A 24,891-nucleotide genomic window follows, 5' to 3' on the forward strand; every position below is an offset into this window, starting at 1 on the left:
TCCGGCAGCGCGCGGGCGATGCACAAATGCCACGTCACGCAATTGTAAGCCGGACGTCATCGAGCCGACACTTCGCAGTCGCAGCATCGTCATTGTGCAGTGCCACGGGGACCCCGGTTCCCCTTTAACTGCAAGGATGCTTCTCCATGCTCCGCACGACTTTCCGGCACGCCGCCCCGGCACGTTCCGTCTCGCTCCTCGCACTCGCCGCGTCGCTGACCGCGCTGCCCCAGGCGGCCATCGCCCAGGACGCCCCGGACGCCGAAACCGCCGAGGACGGCAACCGGGGCAACCAGATCATCGTCACCGCGCAGAAGGTGGAGCAGCGCGCGCTCGACGTGCCGATCACCATTTCCGCGACCAGCGGCGAACGGATCGAGGAACTCGGCGTCACCGATCTCGACGAGCTTTCGAACTACGTCCCCGGCCTCAACATCCAGGAACAGAGCGCCAACAACCCCGGCATCGTGATCCGCGGGATCACCTCGGACTCGGGCTCGGCCCAGCAGGGCCCGCGCGTCACGCTCTATTACAACGGCGTCGACATCTCGCGTTCGCGCGGCTCCTACCAGGCGATCTACGACCTCGAGCGGGTCGAGGTGATCAAGGGCCCGCAGGCGACCCTGTTCGGCACGGCCAGCGCGGTCGGCGCGATCAGCCTCGTCTCGGCAAAGCCGCGCGAAGGTTTCTCGGGCGAGATCCGCGGCGGCTACGGCAATTTCAACCAGACCCTGCTCGGCGGGCACATCAACGCGGGCTCCGACGTGCTGGCGGGCCGCATCGCGTTCGAATGGCGCACCCGCGACGGCTATGTCGAAAACCTCAGCCCGAATCAGGAAGAGGACCTCTACGCGCAGGACCAGCTCGGCGTGCGCGGCTCGCTGCGCTACACCCCGAACGCGGACGTGACGGTGGACCTCATCGCCACCTACGACCAGCAGAGGAACGGCGGCACGCCCTTCATCTCGGGCTTCTTCCCCGCCTTCGCCGGTGCGCCGGGCGGCCCGGCCAATGCGTTCGAGGATGCCAATCTCGGCGGCAACCCGGCGGGCGCGGCGGTGCTGGGCGACGACCAGCTCGGCCTCGACCGCGAGGTCTATGACCTCAACCTCACCGCCGAATACGCCTTCTCCGACGACTGGACCTTCACCACCGTCAACGGCTACCGCGAATTCGACAGCCGCGAAGTGTTCGATGCGGACGGTACGGCTGCGCCCTTCCTCGAATTCTCCGAGATCGCCGAAGGCTGGCAGGTCAGCCACGAAGGCCGGTTCACCTACACGGGCAGCGAACTGCGCGCGAGCCTGGGCTGGAACCTGTTCATCGAGGACGGCCTCCAGAACGTCCCCTTCGCCAGCGAGGAAGGGCTTTTCCTGCAGTGCGCCTCCTTCACTCCGGTCGGCGAGGCCTTCGGCATTCCGCAGCTCATTCCCGACCTCGACTGCATCGCGCCCGACGGCAGCGTTCCCGCGACGGCGGTGACGGGGCTGCTGTCCTCGCTCGGCGTTCTGCCTCCCGGCCTGGAGGCTCTTCCCTATGCGTCCGTGTTCGAGAACCAGGGCCGCAACGAAGCCTATTCGGTCTTTGCCGACGCGACCTGGATCCCGACCGACAGCCTCGAACTGACCGCGGGCGTGCGCTTCCTCCAGGAATATCGCCAGTCGGGCTTCCGCGCCGACGTTCCCGACGGCCTGCTGGCCGGCGGGCCGCTGATCCCGGGACAGGCGGACACGAACGGACAGACCCTCACCGGCGAAGGGCGGTTTCAGGCGGTGCTGCCGCGTTTCAACGCGCTCTATCGGGTCACCGACGGCGTCAACGTCTTCGCCACCGTCTCCAAGGGCCGCCGTTCGCCGGTGGTGCAGGTCGATGCGGCAGGCGCCACGACCATCCCCGAGGAAGTCGTGTGGAACTACGAGGGCGGCGTGAAGTTCGCGACCGGCCCGCTCTCCGGTTCGCTCGGGGTCTATTACCAGGTCTATGACGACTTCCAGGTCTCGATCGCGCAGACCGACGAGCAGGGCAACCCGACCGGTACCTTCATCACCGCGAGCGCGGGCAGCGCCAAGAACCTCGGTGTCGAGGGCGAGCTCGCGATCGAGGTCGCGGACTGGCTGCAGGCCTTCGGCAATTTCGGCTTCATCGATGGCGGCATCGACGAGGACGGCGCCTTCTCGCCCGCCTTCTCGGGCGCGCGCTTCCGTCTCCAGCCGGAATGGCAGGCCTCGGGCGGCTTCACGGTGGATTACGATTTCGCGGGCGGCGTGCGGTTCTTCGCCACGCCCAGCGTGACCCATCGCAGCCGCATCTTCTTCGAAGTGCCCAACAACCCGCTGATCTCGCAGGGGCCGGTGACGCTGGTTAACGCCCGCGCCGGGCTCTCCTTCGCCGACGAGCGGTTCGAGGTCGCGGGCTTCATCCGCAACGCCTTCGACGAGGAATACCTGCTCGACGCGGGCAACACCGGCGGAGCGTTCGGCATCCCGACCTTCATCCCGGCCGAACCGCAGTTCTACGGTATCCAGCTGATCGCGCGCTTCGGCAACTGACGCGCCGGGCACCGGCATACGGAGGGGCGGGGGCCGCGCGGAGCGGCGCCCGCCCTATTCGCCGGTCCCGGGATCGCGCATGATCGGCGGGGCGGTGGGTTCGATCCGTTCCTCCGCGCCTTCGCCCCGTTCCGCATCGCCCGGCGGGCGAAAGCGGATGTCGACCGGGGCGAAGCCGCCGTCGGGGCGCTGACGCAACCGCACGATCGCGCGCATGTCCCTGTCGAAGAACTGGCGCTCGATCTGCCGCGCGCGGTCCTGCCCGACATAGAGCCGCCCGGTGCGCAGCCCCGCCCGGCCATAGACGGCGCCCGGATCGGCGATGACCGGGTGGGCGCAGGCGTCCAGGGCGGCCTGGTCGAGCGGATCGAAGGGCACGGCCGCGGCGATCGCGGGGGGAATGCCGGACAGGCACAGCGCCTGCGGGGGCGGGCGGACATCGCGCGCGCCCTTTCCCGGGCTCGGTTCGGGCAGCGGCCAGTCATAGGTGAATTCGACATAGTGCCCGCGCAGCAGGTCGCGCGGGTCGTAGCCCTCGACCGGGACTTCCCATTCGGTGCTTTCGCGCGCGCGCTGCTCGCTCCACGCCCAGGCCGCGGCAAGTCCGGCAAGCGGCAGGATCGCCGAGGCGAGGCGGACGAAATTCACGCTGCCTCTTCCCGCCGGGGCGCGAAGCTGCGGCTCACTCGCCACGCGGCCCATGCGATGGAAAGCACGAGGACGCCGGCAAGGATCAGGCCGAAACCGCTCAGCAGCAGGTCGCTCGCCAGTTCGAAACTGAGCGCGATCAGCCGCAGCGCGATCACCGCGACCGCGAGCTGGAATACGCCGCGCCACCCGGCGACCAGCGCGGCCGCCGCGATCCCTACCCACAACGCCATGAACAGCGCGGCTGCGAGGACGGCGATGCCGTTGGCCCCGGACACGCCCGCGACGATCAGGCCGGCAAGCGCGATGATCGCACCCGCCATCCGGCCCGATACGCCCGGACGCAGGACCGCGACGAGCGCCCCGGCGACGAGGCCCACCGCCGCGCGGACCAGCTGGTTCGCCAAATCGAGCGGACCCGGTCCGCCCTCGAACGCCCCGACGCCCGCCAGCGCGGCCAGGATCGAAGTCCCCGCCACGCCATAGGCGAGCGCGCATTGTTCGAGCCGGCGCCAGAACGCCGGGCGGGAGCTGCGGGCGCGCAGGAAGGCCCCGAGCGGCGCGAACAGGAGCGGGAGCGCGGTAACGAGGGCGAGCGTCGTCCAGGGCGCCTCCTCGCCCCCCTGGCGCCGAACGAGTTCGCCGAGCGCGAAATTGTACTCCCACGCGGCATAGATCGCCCCGCCCACCAGCGCCGCCGCGACCGGCCAGCCGCGCCCCGACAGCAGCATCAGCGGCCCGAACAGGACCAGCCACGTCGCCAGCGGCTGCCACAGCGGCGCGCTCGTCTGGTAGACTTGGCCGAGATGGCCGAAGAAGGTGAGGCCGAGCGCGGCGGTGACGAAGACCAGCGCCTCCACCGCCCAGGGCGAGGCCGCGGCGATGCGCTGCTCGCGCAGCCAGATCGCCCCGAGCGCGCCCGCGACAAGCGCCAGATGGAGCGCAAGCCGGACCCGGCCGGGCACCGCTTCCCAGTTCGCCGCGACCAGCGAGACGATCCCGAGCCCGATCGCGAGCGCACCGATGCCGAACACCGCCCACAAGGCGACCGGGCGGGCGTGCTCCGCCTCGTGGGCGAGGAGCCGGTCGCGCGTTTCCGCGTCGATCAGCCCGGCTTCGTGCCAGCGCGCGATCCTTCCCGTGACCATCCTTGCGGAGTTACGCCCGGGAAGGATCCGAGGCGAGAGCTATTCGAGATCCCCGGCGGTCAACACGGTGAGATTTTCCACCGCCGCGGCGCTCTCCTCGCGGGTTTCCCCGGTCGCGGGAACCAGGCCGATCTCCGCGAGCGGCCCGTCCTCGCCCCAGCTTTGCGCCCACTGCGCCAGGAATTCCTCGAGCCCCGGGGTCACGCCGACATGCGCCTTCTTGACGTAGATGTAGAGCGGGCGCGAGGCGGGATAGGATTCGTCTGCGATGGTCTCGGCCGTGGGCATGACCCCGCCCATCGACACCGCCTTCACGAGGTCCTGGTTATCCTCGAGGTAGGAATAGCCGAAGATGCCGACGGCGCGCGGGTTGTTGGCGACCTTGCGGACGATGAGGTCGTCCTTCTCGCCCTGGTCGCTATAGGCCTGGTCCCCGCGCAGCGCGTCGCAATTGCGGATGAAGGCGGCCTCGTCGCTTTCCTCGAGCGCGGCCATTTCGGGGTTGGAGATGCAGCCGCGCTCCATCACCAGCTCCTGCAGCGCCTCGCGCGTGCCCGAAGTCGCCGGCGGGCCATAGACGATGATCGGCGTATCGGGGAGCGAGGGATCGACGTCCGACCAGTTCTCCGCCGTCTGCTCCTCGCCGAAGGGATTGGCGGCGAGCGCGCGGTAGACGATCTCCGGCGTCAGTTCCAGTTCGACCCCCTCGTCCACCGCCGAGACGAAGACGATCCCGTCGCGGCCGATCTTGATCTCGACGATCTCGTCGATCCCGTTGGTCTGGCAGCGGTTGAATTCGTCGAGGTGCATCCGGCGCGAGGCGTTGACGATGTCGGGCGTGTCGGGGCCGGTCCCGGAACAGAACGCCTCGATCCCGTCGCTCGTGCCGGTCGATTCGATCAGCGGTTCGGCGGCGCCTTCGTGCGCGGCGACGTAATCTTCCGCGACCTTCTGGGCGAAGGGATAGACGGTGGACGAACCGACGATCTCGATCGCCTCCGGCCCGGTGTCCTCCTCCTCGCCTCCGCAGGCGGCGAGCAGGGCGAGCGAGGCGGCGGCGAGCAGGGTCCGGGTGCGGAAAGGCATGGTGGTCACGGCTGTCTCCGAAAGATGTGGCGAGATGGGATGATTACGCGCCCGCTTTGCGTGCGGGCCGTCCGGTCACTCGGCGGACGCATCCTCGGCGGGTGCGTTTTCCCCGGCGAGGTCTTCGCGCGTCAGGGTGAAGAGTTCGTCGACCTTGCGGGCGTTGCGTTCGCGCTCTTCGGGCGGCGAGGCGACGAGGCCGCCCCGCGCGAGCAGGCCGCCCTTGTCCCAGTTGCGGACCCATTCCTGGAGATATTCGCTGAGGCCCGGGATCGCCCGCATGTGCGCCTTCTTGACGTAGAGGTAGAGCGGCCGCGCGCCGGGATAGTCGAAGCTCGCGATGTTGTCGTAGGTCGGCTGGAGCCCGTTCATCGGGAGGCCCTGCACCTTGTCGAGGTTCTCCTCGAGGTAGGAATAGCCGAACACCCCGACCGAGCGCGGATTGGCCTCGATCTTCTGGACGATGAGGTTGTCCTGTTCGCCCTGGTCGGAATAGGCCCCGTCGGAGCGGACCTCGGTGCAGACCTGCTGGTGACGGTCGGGATCGCTTTGCTTGAGCGCCTCCATCGCCGGATCGCTGTCGCAGCCGGCTTCGAGCACCAGTTCCTTGAGCGCGTCGCGCGTGCCGGAGGTGCTGGGCGGGCCGTAGACGAGGATCGGCACGTCGGGCAGCGAGGGATCGACATCGGCCCATGTCTCGGCCGTCTGTTCGCGGCCGTAGGGACTGGCGGCGAGCGCCTCGTAGACGATCCTGGGCGACAGGTCGAGGTCGATCCCGCCCTTCTTGGAGGCGAAGGCGATTCCGTCGAGGCCGACCTGCACTTCGACGATGTCCTCCACCCCGTTGGCCTGGCACTTCTCGAATTCGCTGAGCTTCATCCGGCGCGAAGCGTTCGCGATGTCGGGCGTGTCCGCGCCGACGCCCGAACAGAACAGCTGGATTCCGCCGCCGGTCCCGGTCGATTCGATCAGCGGCGACTTGAAGTCGGGATAGGAGCGGGCGAAGCTTTCGGAGACGAGCTTGGCGAAGGGATAGACGGTCGACGAGCCGACCGCGCGGATCGAATCGCGTGCGCCCGAACCGCCGCCGCCTTCGCAGCCGGCAAGGGCGAGCAGCGCGCCGACGAGCGCGGGGGCGAGAAGCGCGCGGGCGGCGCGAAGCGGGCGATGGGGAGCGGGATCGAGGGGCATGGTTTTTTCGTAGCCTGGTTCGTTTCGGGCAGTCCAGAGCGGCGCTAGGAGCGGGTTGTGACACGCCCGTGACGTGAGCGGGCGCGGCCGGCGCATAGCCGCTCGTGACCCTCGGGTAAACGGCTGTCCTGCGGGCGGAAAGGGCCGCTTGCGAACGCCGCCCGGCTTAAGAGCATCGTAAGGCGTTCGCCCCTATTCGCGGGCCATGGGAATGGTATCCTTTCGGTGGAAGCTGGCCGCGATTTTCGTGGCGCTGTCGGTGCTGCTCGCCGGGCCGATCCATGCTGCCGCGGAAGATGGCGCCGCCGCGGGAGTCAAGGCTATGGTTTCCGACCATCCCGGCTTTGCCCCGACCTGCCATGCCGCATCGGGCGAAGGGACGAGCATCCGGGCGATGGCGCGGAACGGCGCATGGGTGTGCGACGATCGGACCCCGCGCGCGGACCTGCCGGTCGCGTGGCTGCGCTTCGATGCGGAAAGCTGGGCCGGAGAGGAGCGACCGCGGCATTTCTTCACCCGAACCGCGCGTCACCAGGCGATCGCCTTCGCCGCGCTCGACGCCGACGGGACGCTGCGGACCCGGTCCTTCACCGAGGCCGAGGCCCGCCCGCTTCCCGCCGGGCCGATCTTCGCCCTGCCCCTGCCCGAGATCCGCGAGGAGACGCGCGCGCTGATCGTCAGGGTCGAGCGGCCGCATTCGGTCCCGCTGCTGAGCGAGGCGCGACTGATCTACGACGTCGAGGACGCGGGATGGTCCGAACACGCGATGATGCTGCTCGCCATGGTCATCGGGATGCTGATCCTGCCGCTGTTCTTCGACCTCAGCTTCTTTGTCGTGCTGCGCGAGAAATTCGTCGCGCTGCACGCGGGGATGGTGCTCTCGATGATGACCTACGTGCTGTTCGCGGGCGGGCTGATCAGCGTGTTCTGGACCCTGCCGGTGGCGGTCGGCGCGGTGATCGGGCCGCTGTCCTACGCGATGGGATGCGGGCTGTCGGCGCTGTTCCTCGCCGAATTCCTCGAACGCGACGCGCAATCGCCGGCCATGCGCCGGCTGATGGTCGCGGTCGGCGTCTGGACGATCCTCGTGCCCGGGTTCTTCTCGCTGCAATGGCACGCGACCCAGGCGATCGATGATCGCGGCTATTTCCTCGCCATGCTGGTTGCCGCCTTCTTCACCAGCTTCGCGATCCTGCGCGCGATGTGGCGCGGCAGCCGTTCGGCGCGCTATCTCGCGCTCGGCTGGTTTCCGCTGATCGCCGCCTCGATCGAGCGGTCGCTGCGCGGGCTGGGCCTCTATGTCGGCCCCTCCAGCCTCGACCAGATGCTCTATGTCGCGACCGGGATCGAGGTGATCGTGATGAGCCTCGCCATCGCCGACCGCTTCCTTGCGCTCCGGCGCGAACGCGACGCCGCGCTGACCGAGGCGCGGATGCTCGAGCAATTGTCGTCGCGCGATGCGCTGACCGGGCTGATGAACCGCCGCGCGCTGGAATCGCGCTTCGGCGAATTGCTGGCGCAGGGTTTCGACACCTTCGCGCTGGTCGATCTCGACCGGTTCAAGTACGTCAACGACCGTTATGGCCACCAGGCTGGCGACGGCGCGCTGATCGCCTGCGCGGCCGCACTGAGCGGGAACGACGAACGCGATGCGGTCGCGGCGCGGCTTGGCGGGGAGGAATTCGTCGTCCTGCTGCGGGGCAAGCGCGCGCTCGAACGGGCGGAGAACCTGCGCCGCGCGATCCCCTTGCGGATCGCCTCGGAAGTGCCCGGCCTCGACCAGCCGGTCACGGCGAGCATGGGGGTGATCGAACTGCCGCGCGCTTCGGCCCATGCGCTGACCTTCGAGGATTTCTATTCGCGCGCCGACACGCTGATGTACGAGGCCAAGGCTTCGGGCCGCAACCGAATGAGCTACGAGAAGCTCACCATGTTCGACAGCGCACCGCTCAGCCGGGCGGAGGCCATGGCTGAAACCGGGACCGGGCTCGGGGCGGAACGGACACCGGCCGGGGAGCCGCGGACGACGGGCGCCCGGGCGGCCTAGGGCGATTTCCGGCGCGGCGGAATGACCGCGAGACCCCGGGAAATCGCGGCAGGCCAGGGAATTCTAGCCGCCCGGTGCGCGGAACGGCGCGATGATCTCGTCCCGCACGCGGGCGAGCCGCCCGCTCTCCCGGTCGAGCATGGCCCAGGTCGTCGCCGCGCTCACGATCTTCTTGCCCGCGTCATCGGTGAATTCGACGTGGCGGACCGATTTCGCGCCTTTGGGTTCGCCCCCGATCCAGGTTGCGCCATGCGCGACCTCTCCTTCGGCGATGTTGCCGCGGTAGTCGATCTCGTGCCGGATCACGACCCAGAAGAAGGCGGCGACGTGTTCGGGCCGCGCCGCCGCCTCCCAGTGCGCCGTGGCGAGGTCCTGGATCCACTGGACCCAGACGGTGTTGTTGACGTGGCCGAGCTCGTCGATGTGCTGCGGCCCGGCCACGAAGGTGCGACGGAAGACGGGCGCGGCGGTCATCCGCCCTGCTTCTCGCCCGTCTTGGGCGCCATGCCCATCTGCCACAGGATGAAGGCGAATTCCTCGGCGGTCTCGTAGAGCGAATTCCACCGCCCCGACTTGCCGCCATGGCCCGCGCCCATGTTGGTCTTGAGCAGGAGCACGTTGTCGTCCGTCTTGGTGTCCCGCAGCCTGGCCACCCACTTGGCCGGCTCCCAGTATGTCACGCGCGGATCGTTGAGCCCCGCCGTCACCAGCATCGGCGGATAATCCTGCGCCTTGACCTGGTCATAGGGCGAATAGGACAGGATATAGGCAAAGGCCTGCTTGTCCTCGATCGGATTGCCCCATTCCTGCCATTCGCCCGGCGTCAGCGGCAGGTCCTTGTTGAGCATGGTGTTCAGCACGTCGACGAACGGCACGTGCGCGACGATCGCGCCATATTGCCCGGGGTCCTGGTTGACGATCGCGCCCATCAGCTCGCCGCCGGCCGAACCGCCGCTCGCCGTGACCATGCCCTCGGCGGTGTAACCCTTGGCGATCAGGCCGCGCCCCGCATCGACGAAGTCGTTGAAGGTGTTGGTGCGCTCGAACAGCTTGCCCTGCAGGTACCAGCGCCGCCCGAGATCGTCGCCGCCGCGGATATGGGCGATGGCATAGGCGAAGCCGCGATCGACGAGGCTGAGGCGCGTGGTCGAAAAGCCCGGCGGGACGGCATAGCCGTAGGCGCCATAGGCATAGAGGTGAAGCGGCCCCGGTCCCTCGATGCCCTGTTCCTTCAGGATCTCCGCGCGGTCCTTGCGCATCACCACGCTCACCGGCACCATGGTCCCGTCGCGCGCCTCGATCGTCAGGCGCTCGGTGACGTATCGCGCAGCGTCGTAGCCCGACGGGATTTCCTGCTGCTTGAGCAGTTCGAGGCTGCCGCTCGCGACGTCGTAGTCATAGACCGTCGCGGGCGTGACCATGCTTTCGTAGGACAGGCGCAGTTTCGACTGGTCGTATTCGGGATTGTTCGAAAGGCCCGCGACATAGCTCGCCTCGCCGAAGGCAATGGGCTGCGCTTCCCCGATCGCATCGTAGGAGCGCAGCTGGATCTGGTCGAGACCGTCGAGGCGCCCCTCGGTGACGAGGAAGTCCCTGAACAGCTCGAAATCGGTGAGGTAGAAGTCGGAGGATCCCGCGATCACCGTCTCCCATTCGCCCGGATTGTCGAGCCTCGCCCGGGCGAGGCGGAAATTGACGTGTTCGTCGTTGGTGAGGATGAAAAGCTCCCCGTCGCGCACGTCGACCTCGTATTCGACGCCCTTCGCCCGGGGTTTGACGAGGATCGGCTCGGCGGTCGGATCGTCGGCGGGGACGAGGCGCACCTCGCTCGTCTCGTTGTCGCCGGTTGCGATGATCAGCCAGTCCTCCTGCGCCGAAAGGCCTGCGCCGACGCCGAAGCTTTCGTCCTTCTCCTCGTAGAGCGTGACGTCGTCCTCGACCGGCGTGCCGATGACATGCAGCTTCGCCTCGAGCGTGCGCCATTCCTCGGTCGAGGGGCCGTAGACGAGCGCGCTGTCGTTCATCACCCAGGTGAGCCCGCTGCGAAGGTTCGGAATTTCGTCCGGCAGGAGTTCGCCGGTCTCGAGGTCCTTGATCCGCCCGACATAGCGTTCCGACCCGTTGGTGTCGGTGGCATAGGCGAGATAGCGCCCGTTCCTGCTGATCGAGAACGCGCCGAGGCGGAAATATTCGAACCCTTCGGCCAGCGCGTTCTCGTCGAGGATCAGCTGCGCTTCGCCCCCGGCGACGGGCTTGCGGTAGTGCTTGCGATACTGGGCGCCTTCCTCGAATTCGGACCAGTAGAGAAAGTCGCCGTCCTTCTGCGGAACGGTGCTGTCGTCCTCCTTGATCCGCGCGCGCATTTCGGTGAACAGCGCTTCGGTGAAGTCCTTGCGGGCCGCCATGTTGGCCTCGAACCAGGCGTTCTCGGCTTCGAGGTAGGCGAGCACGTCCTTGTCGTCGACCTGCGGATAGGACTTGTCGTAGAGCCAGTCATAGGGGTCGGAAATCGTGATCCCGTGCCGGGTGTAGCTGTGTTCGCGCTTCTCGGCGATCGGGGGGGAGGTGGGCGCGCTCTTGTGTGCGGTCACTTGGGTCTCTTCCTTGCTGGCTTGGGCGGCCTCGCGCGCACTGGCGGGCGCGAGGGACATCGCGGCGGCGGCGGCGGCGGCGGCGGCGATCAGGGCGAGGCGGGAAATCGTCATGGCAGGCCATCCTGTGCTGGAAACCGGCCCCGGGACCGGGGCACGGGTGGAAAGCCGCGATCTCGCGGGCTATGTCGGTATCTAGACGAACACGCCCGCGCGGCAAGGGCGCGCAGCAAGTGATCGCGCCCGCGGAAAGGACAGGAATTCGCCAATGCTCATGCAAACCCACGAAGCGCGCCTCAAGGCGCTGCGCGAGGAACTCAAGCGCCGCGACCTGGGGGGCTTCATCGTGCCCATTTCCGACGAGCACATGAGCGAATATGTCGGCGACTATGCCCAGCGGCTGCACTGGCTGACCGGCTTCGGCGGCTCGGCGGGCTTTGCCGCGGTGACGCTGGCCAGGGCCGCGATCTTCGTCGACGGGCGCTACACCGTGCAGGTGCAGGGGCAGGTCGATGGCGCGCTGTTCGAATATCGGGGCATCCCGAAGGACAGCCTTGCCGACTGGCTCAGGGGTGCCGCCGAAAAGGGCGAGCGGGTGGCCTATGATCCCTGGCTGCACACGCAGGGCTCGGTGGACAGGCTGGAGCGCGCGCTCGAGGGCAGCGGGATCGAACTGGTCGCGGCGGACGGGAACCCGATCGACGCGGTATGGGCCGACCGGCCCCAGCCTTCCCCGGCGCAGGCGATCGTCCACGACGAAACGCTCGCGGGCCGCTCCTCGGCGGAAAAGCGCGGCGAGGTCGCCGACTGGCTGGCGCGGGAGGGCTTCGACGCGGTCGTCGTCCCGGCGCTCGATTCGGTCGCCTGGCTGCTCAACATCCGCGGGTCCGACGTGGCGCACACGCCCGTCTCCCACGCCTATGTCATCGCCCATGCCGACGGCCACGCGGAACTCTTCATCGCGCCGGGCAAGGTCACGGGCGAACTCGTCAAGCATCTCGGCAACGCGGTGACGATCAGGGACCGCGCCGAATTCGAAGGCGCGCTCGCCACGATGAAGGGCAAGCGGGTCAGCGTCGATCCCGATTTCGGCGTCGCCGGCATCGCCCAGGCCCTGCGCGCGGGAGGGGCGAGCGTCGCCTTCCGGCAGGACCCGACGATCCTTGCCAAGGCGATCAAGAACCCGGTCGAACAGCAGGGCCACCGCGACGCGCAGGCCGCCGACGGGGCGGCGGTGTCGCGCTTCCTGCGCTGGATCGAGGAGAACGCGCCGGGGGGCGAGGTCGACGAACTCTCCGCCGCCGCGCGGCTCGAAGCCTTCCGCCGCGAGCATGGCGACCTGCGCGATACGAGCTTCGACACGATCTCGGCCGCCGCGGGCCACGCCGCGCTGCCGCATTACCGGGTGGACGAGGACAGCAACATCGCCATCCCGCCGGGCTCGATCTACCTCGTCGACTCGGGCGGGCAGTATCCCGCCGGCACGACCGACATCACCCGCACGGTGTGGGTGGGGCCGGGCGAACCCACGGCGGAGATGAAGGACCGCTTCACCCGCGTCCTGAAGGGGCACATCCAGATCGACCGCGCGATCTTCCCGCAGGGGACCAGCGGCGGCCAGCTCGATAGCTTCGCGCGGCAATATCTCTGGGAAGCGGGGGTGGATTACGCCCACGGCACCGGCCACGGGGTCGGCAGCTTCCTCGGCGTGCACGAAGGCCCGCAGCGCATCGCCAAGCATTCGGGCGGGCAGGCCGGGACCGGGCAGGAGCTGTTCGCGGGCATGATCTGCTCGAACGAACCGGGCTATTACAAGGCCGACGCCTTCGGGATCCGGATCGAGAACCTCGTGCTGATCGTGGACAAGCACATCGAGGGCGCGGAAGGCGAATGGCTCGGCTTCGAAACGCTCACCTTCGTGCCGATCGACCGCCGCCTGATCGAACCCGCGCTGCTCACCGAGATCGAGATCGACTGGCTCGACACCTATCACGCAAGGGTGCGCGAAATCGTCGCCCCGCGCCTGTCGGGCGAGGATCTTGCCTGGCTCGAACGCGAGACCGGGCCGCTGCTCGGGTGATTGCCGCAGCCTTCGTGTTCGCGTAATGTTCCACGTGGAACGAGTCGCCCGCAAGGGGCGCTCGTCGATCGGAGGACACGGACATGATCGGCTACGTAACGCTCGGCACCAACGACCTCGAACGCGCGGCGCGATTCTACGATGCGCTCGCGCGGCACTGGGGCGTTGGGCGGATGATGGAATTCGACCAGTTCATCGCCTGGGGCGACATGGAATCGCCGCAGGCCGCGATCGCGGCGACCAGGCCGTTCGACGGCAACGCGGCGAGCGTCGGCAACGGCACGATGGTCGCGCTGATGGTGGACAGTCCGGAAAAGGTCCACGCGGTCTACGACACCGCGCTCGCTCACGGCGGGACCGACGAGGGCGCGCCCGGCCCGCGCGGGGATGACGGTTTCTACGCGGGCTATTTCCGCGACCCGGACGGGAACAAGCTCAACGTCTTCTGCATGACCGAGTCGGCCTGAGGCTTTCGCCCGGGTGAACGCGGCCGCGTGCGCGATACAAGCCGCGACACATTCGCCTTCGCCCGGCAAAATCCTGCGACATCCGCGCTCTAGAAAGGTCCCGTCGAAACCCTTTCGGAGAATGACGATGAACAAGCTTGCCCTCACCTTTTCGAGCGCCGCGCTCGCGCTCGCCCTCGGCGTCGGCGGCATCGCCCTTGCCGCGCAGGACGGGCCGCGCCCGGGCGGTGCCGACAGCGACGGCGACGGGCTGGTCACGCTTGCGGAAGCAAAGGCCCGCGCGGCCGAGCGGTTCGAGCGGATGGACGCCAACGGCGACGGCGTGATCGACGCCGAAGACCGCGCCGCGCGGCAGGCCGGGCGTTTCGCCAGGGCCGATGCCGACGGCGACGGGGAAATCACCGCCGCCGAGATCGCCGCGATGCGCGAGGCGCGTGAGGCGCGCCGCGCCGAACGCCGCGAAGCCCGGCTGGCCCGGATGATGGAACGCTTCGACAGCGACGGGAGCGGCGGCCTGTCCGAGGCGGAACTCGCCGCCATGCGCGAAGCGCGTGTCGAAATGCTCGGCGAAGGCCGCGGCCGCGGGATGGGCCACGCCCGCCGCGGCGGCGGGATGCACGGCATGAAGATGCTGGCCCGCGCCGACACCGATGGCGACGGGGCGGTCAGCCGGCCTGAGTTCGATGCGATGGTCGAGGCCCGCTTCGCCGCGCTCGACACCGACGCCTCGGGCACGATCAGCGCCGGGGAACGCGAAGCCGCCCGCGCGCAGAGCAAGGCCCGGATGATGGAACGCCGCGCCGCCCCGCCCGCCGAATGAGATTTCCTGCGGCCTGCCGCGCCCTTGCGCGGCGGGCCGCTGCCCCGCATGAACCAGAGGCGATGACCCCGGCGTCCGACAGACCCCGCATCCTCCTCGTCGACGACGAGCCGGACCTGCGCGAACCGCTCGCGGAATATCTCGCCGGGCAGGGCTTCGCCGTGACCGAGGCCGAAAGCGCCGCGGCCGCGCGCGCGCGGATCGCCGAAAGCACGCCCGATCTCGTCCTGCTCGACATCATGATGCCGGGCGAGGACGGCCTCTCGCTGTGCCGCCATCTCGTCGAGACGCGCCGCCTGCCGGTCATCTTCCTGACCGCGCGGAGCGAGGCGACCGATCGCATCGTCGGGCTCGAACTGGGCGCGGACGATTACGTGGTCAAGCCGTTCGAGCCGCGCGAGCTCGTCGCCCGCATCCGCACCGTGCTGCGCCGGGTCCTGCGCGGGGCTTCGCCGCAGGAACGGGCCGAGGACTGGCATTACCTCTTCGAAGGCTGGCGGCTCGACCCGCTCAAGCGCAAGCTGACCGATCCCGAAGGCGTCTGCGTCCCCCTTTCGACCGCCGAATTCCGCCTGCTGCGCGCCCTGCTCGACCATCCGCGCGCCGTGCTCGACCGCGACCGCCTGCTCGACATGGTGCAGGGCCGCACCGCGCACCTGTTCGACCGCGCGGTCGACAACCAGATCAGCCGGCTGCGCCGCAAGGTCGAGGCCGACAGCCGCAACCCCCTGCTCATCCAGACCGTGCGCGGCGGCGGCTACCGCCTCGCCGCAGAGGTGCGTCGCGTGCCGCCGGACAGCGCCCCTTGAAGCGCCTCCTTGCGCAGGGCCTGCCGCCGCGAAGCCTCCTGGGCCAGGTCATGGCCGTGTTCGCCCTTGGCCTGCTGATCGCGCAGGCGATCTCCGCCGTGCTGCTCTACCGCGCCTCGGAGGAACGGCGGGAGGCCGCGATCGTCAGCTCGCTCGCCTACCGCCTGATCGCCGAGGCCGGGCGCTCGCCCGAAGAGCTTGCCCGCCGCGCCGAACGCCGCACCGAACGCCGGGCCGAACGCAGCGCCGGGCGCCGGGCCGCGCGGGAAGCCCGCCGGGCGGAGCCGGACGCGGGCGAGCGCCGCCGCCTGCCCGGGCGCCCGCCTTTCGCCGGACCGGCCCGCATCCCCGCCGAACGCACCAACGCCCCGCCCCCGCTTGCAGGCGATGCGCGCAGCAGCGCCTACGAAGACGCGCTCGCCAGGGTGCTCGCCGCGCAGGACATCGCCGCCGGCCGCATCCTCGTCGCCGAGCGGCGCGCGGGCGAGGATCCCTTCCTGCGCGCGCTGGTCGAACGCCGCCCGCGCCGCACCGCGCCGGGATGGGAGGAGCGCAGCATCGTCATCGCCGCGATCGAGCGGCCGGGGAGCGGCGAATGGCTGACCGTGCGCCTGCCCGTGCAGGAGCGGCCGCGCGGCGGGCTCGCCACGATCCTGCTGCAGACCGCGGTCATCTTCGTCGTCGTCGTGCTGCTGCTCTATTTCGTGCTCAGGCGCATCACCCGCCCGCTCGCCGCGCTGACCGCGCGGCTGGCCGATTTCTCGCGCGCGCCGGGCAAGGCGCTGGTCCTCGCCGAAAGCGGCCCGGCCGACACGCGGCGGCTGATCGCGGCCTACAACCGCATGGCCGCGCGGATCGCCGCCCTGCTCGACGAAAAGGACGTGATGCTGGGCGCGATCGGGCACGACCTCAAGACCCCGCTCGCCGCGCTGCGCGTGCGGATCGAAAGCGTCGCCGACGAGCGGCAGCGCGAACGCATGGCGGCGGGCATCGCCGACATCACCGCGACGCTCGACGACATCCTCGCGCTCGCCCGGGTCGGCCACGCGGGCGGGTCGGCCGAAGCGGTCGATCTCGCCGCGCTCGCGGGGGCGGTGGCGGAGGAGTTCGAGGACCTCGGCGCGCCGGTCGAATGGGTCGCGCAGGACGGACCGCGAATCGTCGCGAGGGTGCGCGAAACCTGGGCGAAGCGGGCGCTCCGCAACCTCGTCGCCAATGCGGTGCGCTATGGCGGCGGGGCGCGGGTGGTCCTGCTGCGCGAGGACGGCGAGGCGGTGCTGGCGGTCGAGGACGAGGGGCCGGGCATCCCTGCGGACCGGATCGAGGCGATGATGCAGCCCTTCGCCCGCGGCGAGGCCTCGCGCAACCGGGCGACCGGAGGGGCAGGGCTCGGCCTGACGCTCGCCCGCGCGATCGCCGAAGCGGAGGGCGGCAGCCTGCGCCTTGCGAACCGGGCCGGGGGCGGATTGCGGGCGGAGCTGCGCTTCCCGTTCGGCTGAACCCGCTTGCCGGGCGCGGGGCGCTTGCTAAGTCATCGACCCATGAAGGCGCTGTTGTCCTGGCTGGCGCGGACCGCCCTGCTCTATGTCCTGCTGGCGCTGGCGATCGGGCTGGCGCTGACCCTGCCCGCCGACCTTGCCGGGTACCTCGCGCGCGAGACGGCGAGCTTCGAGGAGGTCCGCGCCGAGATTGCCGAAGAGCGCGCCGCCGCGCAGGAGCGGCTCGAACGCCGGGCCGGAGAGGTCGCCGCGCTCCCGCTCGCGGCGCTGGAGGAGCGGATCGCCGCCCTCGCCGCGCGGCGGGAGCGGATCGGGCGCGAGATCGACCGGCTCGAGGGCGGCTTCCTGTCGGCCTATCGTCCCTCGCGCGTGCTCGCGCGCAAGCGGGCCGAGCTGGAACTGGCCCTCGTCGAAAGCGAACTCGAACTGCTCCGCGCCGCGCGCGAACCCCGGCGCGAACTCGACCGGGCGAGCGCCTGGCTCGAGCGCAACCCGACCATGCCCACGAAAGACGCGATCGCTGCCGCCCGGAGCCGCTGCACGCGCGACCGGCAGGGGCTTGCCGCGTTCGACCGGCGCTGGCGGATCGACCGGGAGGCACGCGAGATGCTGCTTTCGGAGCGCAGCGAACTCGTCGCGGCGGTCCGGGCGAGCTGCCGGCTTGCCGAAACCCTCGCCCGGCGCCGCGAACGCGCGCTGGCCGCGGGGGTCGAGGCCGGCCGGGCGCGCGGCGCGCTCGAAGCGCTGAGGCCCCGCGACCTGCCGGATGTCGCGCAGGGCATCCCCCGCACGCTGCTGCGCGACATCCTCCTCAAGGCGCTTTACGCCCTCCTTGCGCTGCTCCTCGTCCCGCCGGCGATCCGGGTGCTGCTCTATCACGTGCTCGCCCCGCTCGCCGCGAAATGGCCGCCGATGCGGTTCGGCGGGGAGCGCGGCGGCAACGCGGACGCGCCCGCCTTCCCGCCGGCCGGGGAAAGCCGCGTCTCGCTGGCGATCACGCTGGGCGAGGGCGAGGAGGCGCTGGTCCGGCAGGACTACCTCCAGTCCTCCTCGCTCAGCAGCGCCAAGCGCACGCACTGGCTGCTCGACTGGAGCCATCCCGTCGCCAGTTTCGCGAGCGGGATGCGCTTTCTCACGGCCGTGCGCGGGACGGGCGAGGACGTGCTGGTTTCGCCGGTCAAGGACCCGCTCGCCGAACTCGCCGTGCTCGAAATCCCGCGCGGCGGCGCCGCGGTCGTGCGGCCGAGCGCGCTCGCCGGGCTCGTCCGCCGGACGGGCGAGCCGGTGCGGATCACGACCCGCTGGCGGCTGTTCTCGCTGCCCGCCTGGCTCACCTTGCAGCTGCGCTATTTCGTCTTTCACGGGCCTGTGCGGCTGGTGCTGAAGGGCGGGCGCGGCGTGCGGATCGAACCCGCGCAGCGCGGGCGCATCGTCGGGCAGGGCCAGCTGATCGGTTTTTCGACCGACTGCGCCTATTCGGTGATCCGGACCGAGACGTTCTGGCCCTATTTCCTCGGGCGCGAACCGCTGCTCAAGGACCGGATCGAGCAAGGTCGCGGCGTGCTGCTGGTGGAGGAGGCCCCGCTCGCCGGGCGCTCGGGCCTGAGGCGCGGGTTCGAAGGCGCGTTCGACGCTGTCCTCAAGCTGTTCGGGGTCTAGTCGGGGTCTAGCGCCCGGCGGCGTTCCCGCGCGCTTCGAGCAGGCCCTGCGCCCTGCCGACCAGTGCGATCTCGCGCGGATCGAAGCCGCTCGCCCCCTCGGCGCCGATGCGGGGCGGGACCGCGGTGACGAAATAGGCGAGCCCCTTGCCGCTCTCCGGATCGAACCACAAGCCGGACCGCAGGCCATAGGCCTCGCCCGCGTGGCCGAATCGGGGAATGCCGTCGGCGAAAAGCGGGTCGATGCAGGGGCGCCCGGGCATTTCGATCGCCTGCACCCCGAGCCCGTAGCCGCAGAAGAACGCCTGGCCCTCGACCCGGGGCCGGGCCGAGGCGAGCATCGCGGCGAGGCTTTCGCCGCTCACCACCCCTTCGCCGCCGCGCACCAGCGCCTGGCCGAGCCGGGCGAGATCGACCATGCCGATCCGCACCCCGCCCTGCGGGCTGAACACCGAGGCATTGCTGCCCGGCACGTAGCCGGAAAGGTCGCAGGCCGCGCCCTCGGCCACGGGGATCGCGCAGGCTGGCGGCAGGTCGCCGGGAAAATCGCGCGCGGGTTCGCCCGTGTCGCGGTAAAGCGCCACCGCGCGGGCGATGCGGCCGGGCGAACAGCGGGTCCAGTTGACGCAGGCCTCGATCCCGAGCGGGGCGAAGACCAGCCGTTCGACCAGATCGTCGTAGCGTTCGCCGCTTGCCGCCTCGAGCACGCTGGCAACCAGCGGCGAGCCGAGATTGGCGTATTCGAACGGCGCCTCGCCCGGCGGGGCATCGCGATACCAGCTGCGCGGGTCGGCAAGCCGTTGGCGCAGGCTGTCGCCGAGCGGAATGATGTAGCCGCCCGCATCGCGCAGCCCCGCGCGGTGCGAGAGGACCTGCGCCAGCGTGACCGGCGCGTCGGGAAACCCGGGCGCGCGCAGTTTCCAGCCGAGATGGTCCGACACGTCGGCGTTCAGATCGACCACGCCTTCCTCGGCAAGCCGTAGCGCCGCGAGCGCCATCACCAGTTTGGAGATGCTCGCGATCCGCACCGGGTCGTTGGCGGCAACGGCGCGCCCGCTGGCGCGTTCGGCCACGCCTTCGACGATCAGCGGCTCGATCCGCTCTCGATCGAAGGCGACGACCACGCGCGCCGGTGCGGGGGCCTGTTCGGGGGCCTGTTCGGGGGCCGGTTCGGGGGCGCCTTCGGGCGCAGAGGCTGCGGCCGGTCCGGCCACGGCCAGCGCCAGCCCCGCCAGCGGGCGCAGCAAGGCAAGCCGCACGCCTGTCATCGCATCAGCCCGCCGATGAGATTGCGCACGAATCGCCCCGCGACCGGCCCGGCGAGATCGGTCGCGATCAGGCCCGCTGCCGAACTCAATCCCGAGGCGAGCGGGTTCGCGCGGCTGCGCCTGCCGATCACCCTGGCTGCTGCCGCCCCCGCGAGGCTGCCGGCGGCGACCCGGGTCCCGCGCGAAAGCGCCTTTTCCCAGATCGAGGGGGACTTGCGCGGGCGTTTCCTCACCTCCTCCTCGCCCTGCGCCTCGACTTCCGCGGCGGTGGCGGCGGCGTCCTCGGCCTTGGCGAGGAGGACTTCCTCGGCGCTCTCGCGGTCCACCGCCTCGTCGTATTTCCCCGCGAGCGGGCTGACCGACTGGATGATCGCGCGTTCCTTGGCATTGACCGGGCCGAGCCGCGAGCGCGGCGGCTTGATCAGCGTGCGCTGCACCACCGAAGGCGCGCCCTCTTCATCCAGGGTCGAGACGAGCGCCTCGCCGACCCTCAGTTCGGTGATGACCTGTTCGGTGTCGAGCGACTCGTTGATGCGAAACGTTTCCGCCGCCGCCCGGATCGCCCGCTGGTCGCGCTTGGTGAAGGCGCGCAGGGCGTGGAGCACGCGGTTGCCGAGCTGCCCCGCGACCCGTTCGGGAATGTCGATCGGGTTCTGCGTCACGAAGAACACGCCCACACCCTTGGAACGGATCAGGCGGACGACCTGCTCGATCTTGTCCTGGAGGGCATCGGGCGCGTCATCGAAGAGCAGGTGCGCCTCGTCGAAGAAGAAGACCAGCCGCGGCTTGTCGGGATCGCCGACCTCGGGCAGGCTTTCGAACAGTTCGGCGAGCAGCCACAGCAGGAAGGTCGCGTAAAGCTTGGGGCTTCGCATCAGCCGGTCGGCGGCGAGCACGTTGACGAAGCCGCGGCCCTGTTCGTCCAGCTTGAGGAAATCGTCGATCTCCAGCGCGGGCTCGCCGAAGAAATGGTCCGCCCCCTGCGCCTCGAAACTGAGGAGCTGGCGCTGGATCGCCCCGACCGAGGCGCGCGAGACATTGCCGTACTTGCCCGACAGTTCGCCCGCGTTCTCGTTCGCCCATTGCAAAAGCGCGGTCAGGTCCCCGAAATCGAGCAGCAGCAGCCCGTTCTCGTCGGCGTGGCGGAACACGATCTGGAGCACGCCCTCCTGCGTCTCGTTGAGGTCGAGCAGCCGGGCGAGCAGCAGCGGCCCCATTTCCGAGATCGTCGTGCGGACGGGATGGCCCTGTTCGCCGTAAAGGTCCCAGAAGATCACCGGGTTGTCGGAATAGGCATAGTCCTCCATGCCCAGTTCCTTCGCGCGGCCTTCCAGCTTGTCGGCGTGCTTGAAGGTCGGCGATCCCGGCATGGCGATGCCCGACAGGTCGCCCTTCACGTCGGCGACGAAGACCGGCACGCCCCGCGCGGAGAAACTCTCGGCAAGGCCTTGCAGCGTCACCGTCTTGCCCGTGCCCGTGGCGCCCGCGATCAGGCCGTGGCGGTTGGCGCGCGACAGCGCGAGATGCTGCATCTCGCCATTGCCGCCCAGTCCCAGAAAGATCCCGCCCATCGCGCCGCCCCTTGCCCGCCTGTCCTGTTTCGCCTGCTGCGGTGTTTGGAAGCCCGCCGCGCGGGGGTCAAGCGGCCAGAACCTTCCCGGCACCGGCCCGGCGCCCGACCGCCTGCTGCCTCTCGACTTGGCGCGCGTATCGGGTAAGGCATCACCTGCAATGGCCGACCAGAAGCCTCCCACGCCATTCGTGCTGCTCGACGATGCGCGCGCAGCCGGCAGCGATCCGGCGGACGCGCTGTTCTTCGAGGCCCCGCGCGCCGTGTTCCGCGCGGTCCGGCCGGGCGAGGTCGCAGGCGCGCTCGAAGCCGCCGATCGCGCGCTGCGCGAGGGCGGCGGGACGCTGGCCGGCTACGTCGCCTATGAGGCGGGCCTTGCGCTGGAAGGGCGGCTGGCGGACCTCGCCGCGCGCCGTTCCGGGGCAGCAGGGCCGCTCGTCTGGCTCGGCCTGTTCGATCCGCCCGAAAGGATCGCCGCGGGCGAGGTTCCCGGCTGGCTCGAGGCGCGGCGCGAAGCCGGCGGCGGATCGGGAAACGAGGCGCGGATCGGCCCGCTCGAACCGCAACTCTCGCCCGGCGGCCACGAAGCGGCCTTTGCGGCGCTGCGGGAAAGGATCGCGGCGGGCGACATCTACCAGGCGAACCTCACCTACAGCCAGGCCGGGTCCTATCGCGGCGATCCGGTCGCGCTCTATGCCGCGCTGCGCCCGGCGGCGGGTGCGGGGCACGGCGCGCTGGTGTTCGACGGGTCGCACTGGCTGCTGAGCTTCTCGCCCGAACTCTTCTTCGCGCTCGACGGCCGCGAAGCGCGGGTGCGGCCGATGAAGGGGACCCGTCCGCGCTCCGCAGACCCGGCCGAGGACGCCGCGCTTGCCGAGGATCTCGCCGCTTCGGTCAAGGACCGGGCCGAGAACCTGATGATCGTCGATCTGATGCGGAACGACCTTTCGCGCGTCGCCGTGCCGGGGAGCGTCCGGGTCGAGACGCGCTTCGCGGTCGAGACCTATCCGACCGTCCACCAGATGGTTTCCGGGGTGCGCGCCGAACTCGCCGAAGGCCGCGGCGCGCTCGATCTCGTGCGCGCGCTGTTCCCCTGCGGGTCGATCACCGGCGCGCCCAAGATCCGGGCGATGGAATTGCTGGGCGAGGTCGAGCGCGATTCGCGCGGGCCCTATTGCGGGGCGATCGGGCGGATCGATGCGCCGGATGCCGAAGGGCGATCCTCCGCCGCGTTCAGCGTCGCGATCCGCACGCTGCGCCTGACCCCGGTCGAGAACGGGCAGGGCGAGGCCGTGCTCGGCGTCGGCTCGGCGATCGTCGCGGACAGCGAAGGGCTGGCCGAACGGCGCGAATGCGAGGTCAAGGCGGGTTTCGTGCGCCGGGCCGCGCCCGATCTCGCGGCGCCGGCCTGCGACCTGATCGAGACCATGCGCTTCGAGCCGGAGAGCGGCATTGCCCTGCTCGAAAGGCATCTCGCCCGGATGAAGCGCAGCGCGGCAGAACTCGGCTTTTCCTTCGACCGGCACGCGGCGCGCAACCAGATCCAGGCGCTGTGTTTCGAGCTCGAGGAACCGGCGAAGCTGCGCCTGCTCGCCTCGCGCGGGGGGGCGATCGCGCTCGAGAGCGCGGGCCTGCCGCAGCCCCGGGGAGAGCCGATGGCGGCGATCGCCCTGCCGCTGCCGGTCGATCCGTCGGACTGGCGGCTGCGCCACAAGACCTCCGACCGCGGCTTCTACGAGGATGGGCTCGAGGCGGCGCGCGCCATGGGGGCGGGCGAATGCCTGTTCGTGCGCGAGGACGGCCTCGTGACCGAGGGCTGCTTCACCACCGTCTTCGCGGAACGCGGGGGCGAACTGCTCACGCCCCCGGCGCGGCTCGGCCTGCTGCCGGGCGTCCTGCGCGAGGCGCTGATCGAGGAAGGCCGCGCGCGCGAGGCGGAGCTGACGCTGGACGATCTCGCGGACGGTTTCCTCCTCGGCAATGCGGTGCGCGGGCTGTTCCCGGCGCGTCTCGCATGACTATCCCGATCCTCTACGAGGACGCCGAGGCGCTGGTGATCGACAAGCCCGCCGGGCTCCCGGTCGACCGCCCCAAGCGCGGCGGGCCGTGCCTCGGGGACCGGCTGGACGAACTGAAGCTCGGCTTCCAGCGCCCGCCCGTCCCGGTTCACCGGCTCGACACGGATACAAGCGGCTGCCTGCTGCTCGCGCGCAATCCCAAGGCGCTCAAGCGCTTCAACCGCGCGTTCGAGGCGCGGCTGGTGGCGAAGACCTATCTCGCGGTGCTGGCGGGTCATCCCCCGGGCGAGACGGGCACGGTCGAACTCTCGCTCGCCAAGGTCAGCTCGGCCGAGAAGGGCTGGCGCATGATCGCGGCGAAGAAGGGCAAGTCGGCGATCTCGCACTGGGAACTGGTCGAGCTTCTGGGCGAGCACAGCCTGGTCCGTTTCCGTCCCGAGACGGGGCGCACCCACCAGTTGCGCGTCCATGCGCTCAAGGGCCTCGGCGCGCCGCTGCTGGGCGATCCGGTCTATGGGGCGGGTGCGGTGCCGGGCGCTGCGCGGACCATGCTCCACGCTGCCGGCATCACCGTCCCGCGCGAGGGCAAGCCGCCGGTCGAGGCCCGCGCGCCGCTCCCGGCCGATTTCCTCGCGCTCGGGGCGAGCGGTGGATAGCGGCCTGCTCGACCGCGCTCACGCGCTCGCCGAGGAAAGCTTCCTCGCGGGATCGGGGCCGGGAGGGCAGAACGCGAACAAGGTCGCCACCGCCGTGCAGCTGCGCGTCAACGTCCATGCCCTGCGCCTGCCGCCGCCGGTCTTCGCCCGGCTGCGCGAACTCGCCGGCTCGAAGCTGACCGCCTCGGGCGACCTTCTTGTCACGGCACGCCGTCACCGCACGCAGGAGGCGAATCGGGCCGAGGCGCGCGAGAAGCTGGGCGAACTGCTCGAACAGGCGCATCGCCGCCCGCCGCGGCGCGCGCACACGCGGGTCAACCGGATCGGCAAGGTGCAGCGGCTCAAGGCGAAAAAGGCACGGGGGCAGGTCAAGGCGAAGCGCGGGAAGATCGACCGGTCGGACTGGTGAGGCGCAGGGGCTCGCCCGTCGCCGATCGCTTGACTTTTGCCCGCGATTCGCGCAGTGGCGCGCGCTGACAGGCGGCGCGGGACGCGTCGCCCTTTGTTTTTGGTGGGCCCTTTGTTCCCGGAGGGCCGACCGGCCCCATTCTGGAACTCAGGAACCCGCCATGGCGAAGCCCGCAACCGTCAAGATCCGGCTCGTGTCGACCGAAGGCACCGGCTTTTTCTACGTTACGAAGAAGAACCCGCGCAACATCACCGAGAAGATGACCTTCCGCAAGTATGACCCGGTCGTGCGCAAGCACGTCGAGTTCAAGGAAGCGAAGATCAAGTAAGGCGCCCGGCGTCCGCGCTCTCGTGCAGTTCACGCCCGGTTCAATGCCT

The 24,891-nt window shown here is 70.1% G+C and carries 20 protein-coding genes; 12 read left to right on the top strand and 8 right to left on the bottom strand.

Annotated elements, in window-relative coordinates; all coding sequences use genetic code 11:
• Positions 1 to 146: 146 nt before the first annotated feature.
• Entirely contained in the window at positions 147 to 2,549 is a 2,403-nt protein-coding gene (locus BLU08_RS11855) for a TonB-dependent receptor (protein WP_090199709.1), read from the top strand.
• A gap of 54 nt (positions 2,550 to 2,603) precedes the next feature.
• Here BLU08_RS11855 and BLU08_RS11860 read toward each other — a convergent pair whose 3' ends face one another.
• From BLU08_RS11860 to BLU08_RS11875, 4 genes are all read right to left on the bottom strand, one after another.
• Positions 2,604 to 3,197 carry a GDYXXLXY domain-containing protein gene (locus BLU08_RS11860; RefSeq protein WP_157674543.1) on the bottom strand — a complete coding sequence of 198 codons (594 nt, stop codon included), beginning with the start codon at positions 3,195 to 3,197 and terminating at the stop codon, positions 2,604 to 2,606.
• Entirely contained in the window at positions 3,194 to 4,345 is a 1,152-nt protein-coding gene (locus BLU08_RS11865; protein WP_090199713.1) for a DUF2157 domain-containing protein, read from the bottom strand. Before BLU08_RS11865 ends, BLU08_RS11860 begins: the two co-directional genes overlap by 4 nt.
• A 39-nt stretch (positions 4,346 to 4,384) precedes the next feature.
• On the bottom strand, positions 4,385 to 5,431 hold the full coding sequence (locus BLU08_RS11870) for a PstS family phosphate ABC transporter substrate-binding protein (protein ID WP_090199714.1): 1,047 nt from the start codon (positions 5,429 to 5,431) through the stop codon (positions 4,385 to 4,387).
• A 75-nt stretch (positions 5,432 to 5,506) separates the two neighbouring features.
• Positions 5,507 to 6,622 carry a substrate-binding domain-containing protein gene (locus BLU08_RS11875; RefSeq protein ID WP_090199716.1) on the bottom strand — a complete coding sequence of 372 codons (1,116 nt, stop codon included), beginning with the start codon at positions 6,620 to 6,622 and terminating at the stop codon, positions 5,507 to 5,509.
• Positions 6,623 to 6,869: 247 nt separating this feature from the next.
• Here BLU08_RS11875 and BLU08_RS11880 point away from each other — a divergent pair, with 247 nt between their 5' ends.
• On the top strand, positions 6,870 to 8,669 hold the full coding sequence (locus tag BLU08_RS11880; protein ID WP_233995964.1) for a diguanylate cyclase: 1,800 nt from the start codon (positions 6,870 to 6,872) through the stop codon (positions 8,667 to 8,669).
• 63 nt (positions 8,670 to 8,732) lie between these two features.
• Here BLU08_RS11880 and BLU08_RS11885 read toward each other — a convergent pair whose 3' ends face one another.
• Both BLU08_RS11885 and BLU08_RS11890 read right to left on the bottom strand, forming a co-directional pair.
• The gene (locus BLU08_RS11885) at positions 8,733 to 9,143 is read right to left on the bottom strand and encodes a thioesterase family protein (RefSeq protein ID WP_090199719.1); all 411 of its coding nucleotides are present in this window, start codon (positions 9,141 to 9,143) and stop codon (positions 8,733 to 8,735) included.
• The gene (locus BLU08_RS11890; protein ID WP_090199721.1) at positions 9,140 to 11,374 is read right to left on the bottom strand and encodes a S9 family peptidase; all 2,235 of its coding nucleotides are present in this window, start codon (positions 11,372 to 11,374) and stop codon (positions 9,140 to 9,142) included. Before BLU08_RS11890 ends, BLU08_RS11885 begins: the two co-directional genes overlap by 4 nt.
• 154 nt (positions 11,375 to 11,528) lie before the next feature.
• On the opposite strand from BLU08_RS11890, the gene BLU08_RS11895 reads away from it, so the two are divergent.
• From BLU08_RS11895 to BLU08_RS11920, 6 genes are all read left to right on the top strand, one after another.
• Entirely contained in the window at positions 11,529 to 13,340 is a 1,812-nt protein-coding gene (locus BLU08_RS11895) for an aminopeptidase P family protein (protein WP_090199723.1), read from the top strand.
• Positions 13,341 to 13,423: 83 nt separating this feature from the next.
• Entirely contained in the window at positions 13,424 to 13,807 is a 384-nt protein-coding gene (locus tag BLU08_RS11900; protein WP_090199725.1) for a VOC family protein, read from the top strand.
• A 127-nt stretch (positions 13,808 to 13,934) separates the two neighbouring features.
• The gene (locus BLU08_RS11905) at positions 13,935 to 14,627 is read left to right on the top strand and encodes an EF-hand domain-containing protein (RefSeq protein ID WP_090201353.1); all 693 of its coding nucleotides are present in this window, start codon (positions 13,935 to 13,937) and stop codon (positions 14,625 to 14,627) included.
• A 62-nt stretch (positions 14,628 to 14,689) separates the two neighbouring features.
• Positions 14,690 to 15,436: a response regulator gene (locus BLU08_RS11910; protein ID WP_090199727.1), complete on the top strand. Its 747-nt coding sequence runs from the start codon at positions 14,690 to 14,692 to the stop codon at positions 15,434 to 15,436.
• Positions 15,433 to 16,935 carry a sensor histidine kinase gene (locus tag BLU08_RS11915; RefSeq protein ID WP_369816789.1) on the top strand — a complete coding sequence of 501 codons (1,503 nt, stop codon included), beginning with the start codon at positions 15,433 to 15,435 and terminating at the stop codon, positions 16,933 to 16,935. The genes BLU08_RS11910 and BLU08_RS11915 overlap by 4 nt, the downstream gene beginning before the upstream one ends.
• Before the next feature lie 42 nt (positions 16,936 to 16,977).
• The gene (locus tag BLU08_RS11920; RefSeq protein ID WP_090199729.1) at positions 16,978 to 18,594 is read left to right on the top strand and encodes a hypothetical protein; all 1,617 of its coding nucleotides are present in this window, start codon (positions 16,978 to 16,980) and stop codon (positions 18,592 to 18,594) included.
• A 7-nt stretch (positions 18,595 to 18,601) separates the two neighbouring features.
• Here BLU08_RS11920 and BLU08_RS11925 read toward each other — a convergent pair whose 3' ends face one another.
• Both BLU08_RS11925 and BLU08_RS11930 read right to left on the bottom strand, forming a co-directional pair.
• Positions 18,602 to 19,852, bottom strand: a complete 1,251-nt coding sequence (locus BLU08_RS11925; protein ID WP_233995965.1) for a serine hydrolase — start codon at positions 19,850 to 19,852, stop codon at positions 18,602 to 18,604.
• A 5-nt stretch (positions 19,853 to 19,857) separates the two neighbouring features.
• Entirely contained in the window at positions 19,858 to 21,432 is a 1,575-nt protein-coding gene (locus BLU08_RS11930; RefSeq protein ID WP_090199732.1) for a helicase HerA-like domain-containing protein, read from the bottom strand.
• 160 nt (positions 21,433 to 21,592) lie between these two features.
• Here BLU08_RS11930 and pabB point away from each other — a divergent pair, with 160 nt between their 5' ends.
• From pabB to rpmG, 4 genes are all read left to right on the top strand, one after another.
• Positions 21,593 to 23,449, top strand: coding sequence for an aminodeoxychorismate synthase component I (gene pabB, locus BLU08_RS11935; RefSeq protein ID WP_090199733.1), 1,857 nt, complete (start codon positions 21,593 to 21,595; stop codon positions 23,447 to 23,449).
• Complete coding sequence (locus BLU08_RS11940; protein WP_090199735.1) at positions 23,446 to 24,105, top strand: RluA family pseudouridine synthase; 660 nt, start codon at positions 23,446 to 23,448, stop codon at positions 24,103 to 24,105. The genes pabB and BLU08_RS11940 overlap by 4 nt, the downstream gene beginning before the upstream one ends.
• Positions 24,098 to 24,514, top strand: coding sequence for an alternative ribosome rescue aminoacyl-tRNA hydrolase ArfB (gene arfB / locus BLU08_RS11945; protein WP_233995966.1), 417 nt, complete (start codon positions 24,098 to 24,100; stop codon positions 24,512 to 24,514). Before BLU08_RS11940 ends, arfB begins: the two co-directional genes overlap by 8 nt.
• A gap of 160 nt (positions 24,515 to 24,674) precedes the next feature.
• Positions 24,675 to 24,842, top strand: a complete 168-nt coding sequence (gene rpmG, locus BLU08_RS11950) for a 50S ribosomal protein L33 (RefSeq protein ID WP_090199739.1) — start codon at positions 24,675 to 24,677, stop codon at positions 24,840 to 24,842.
• Positions 24,843 to 24,891: the final 49 nt, after the last annotated feature.

The sequence above is a fragment of the Erythrobacter sp. HL-111 genome (assembly GCF_900105095.1).
Taxonomy (GTDB): Bacteria; Pseudomonadota; Alphaproteobacteria; order Sphingomonadales; family Sphingomonadaceae; genus Erythrobacter.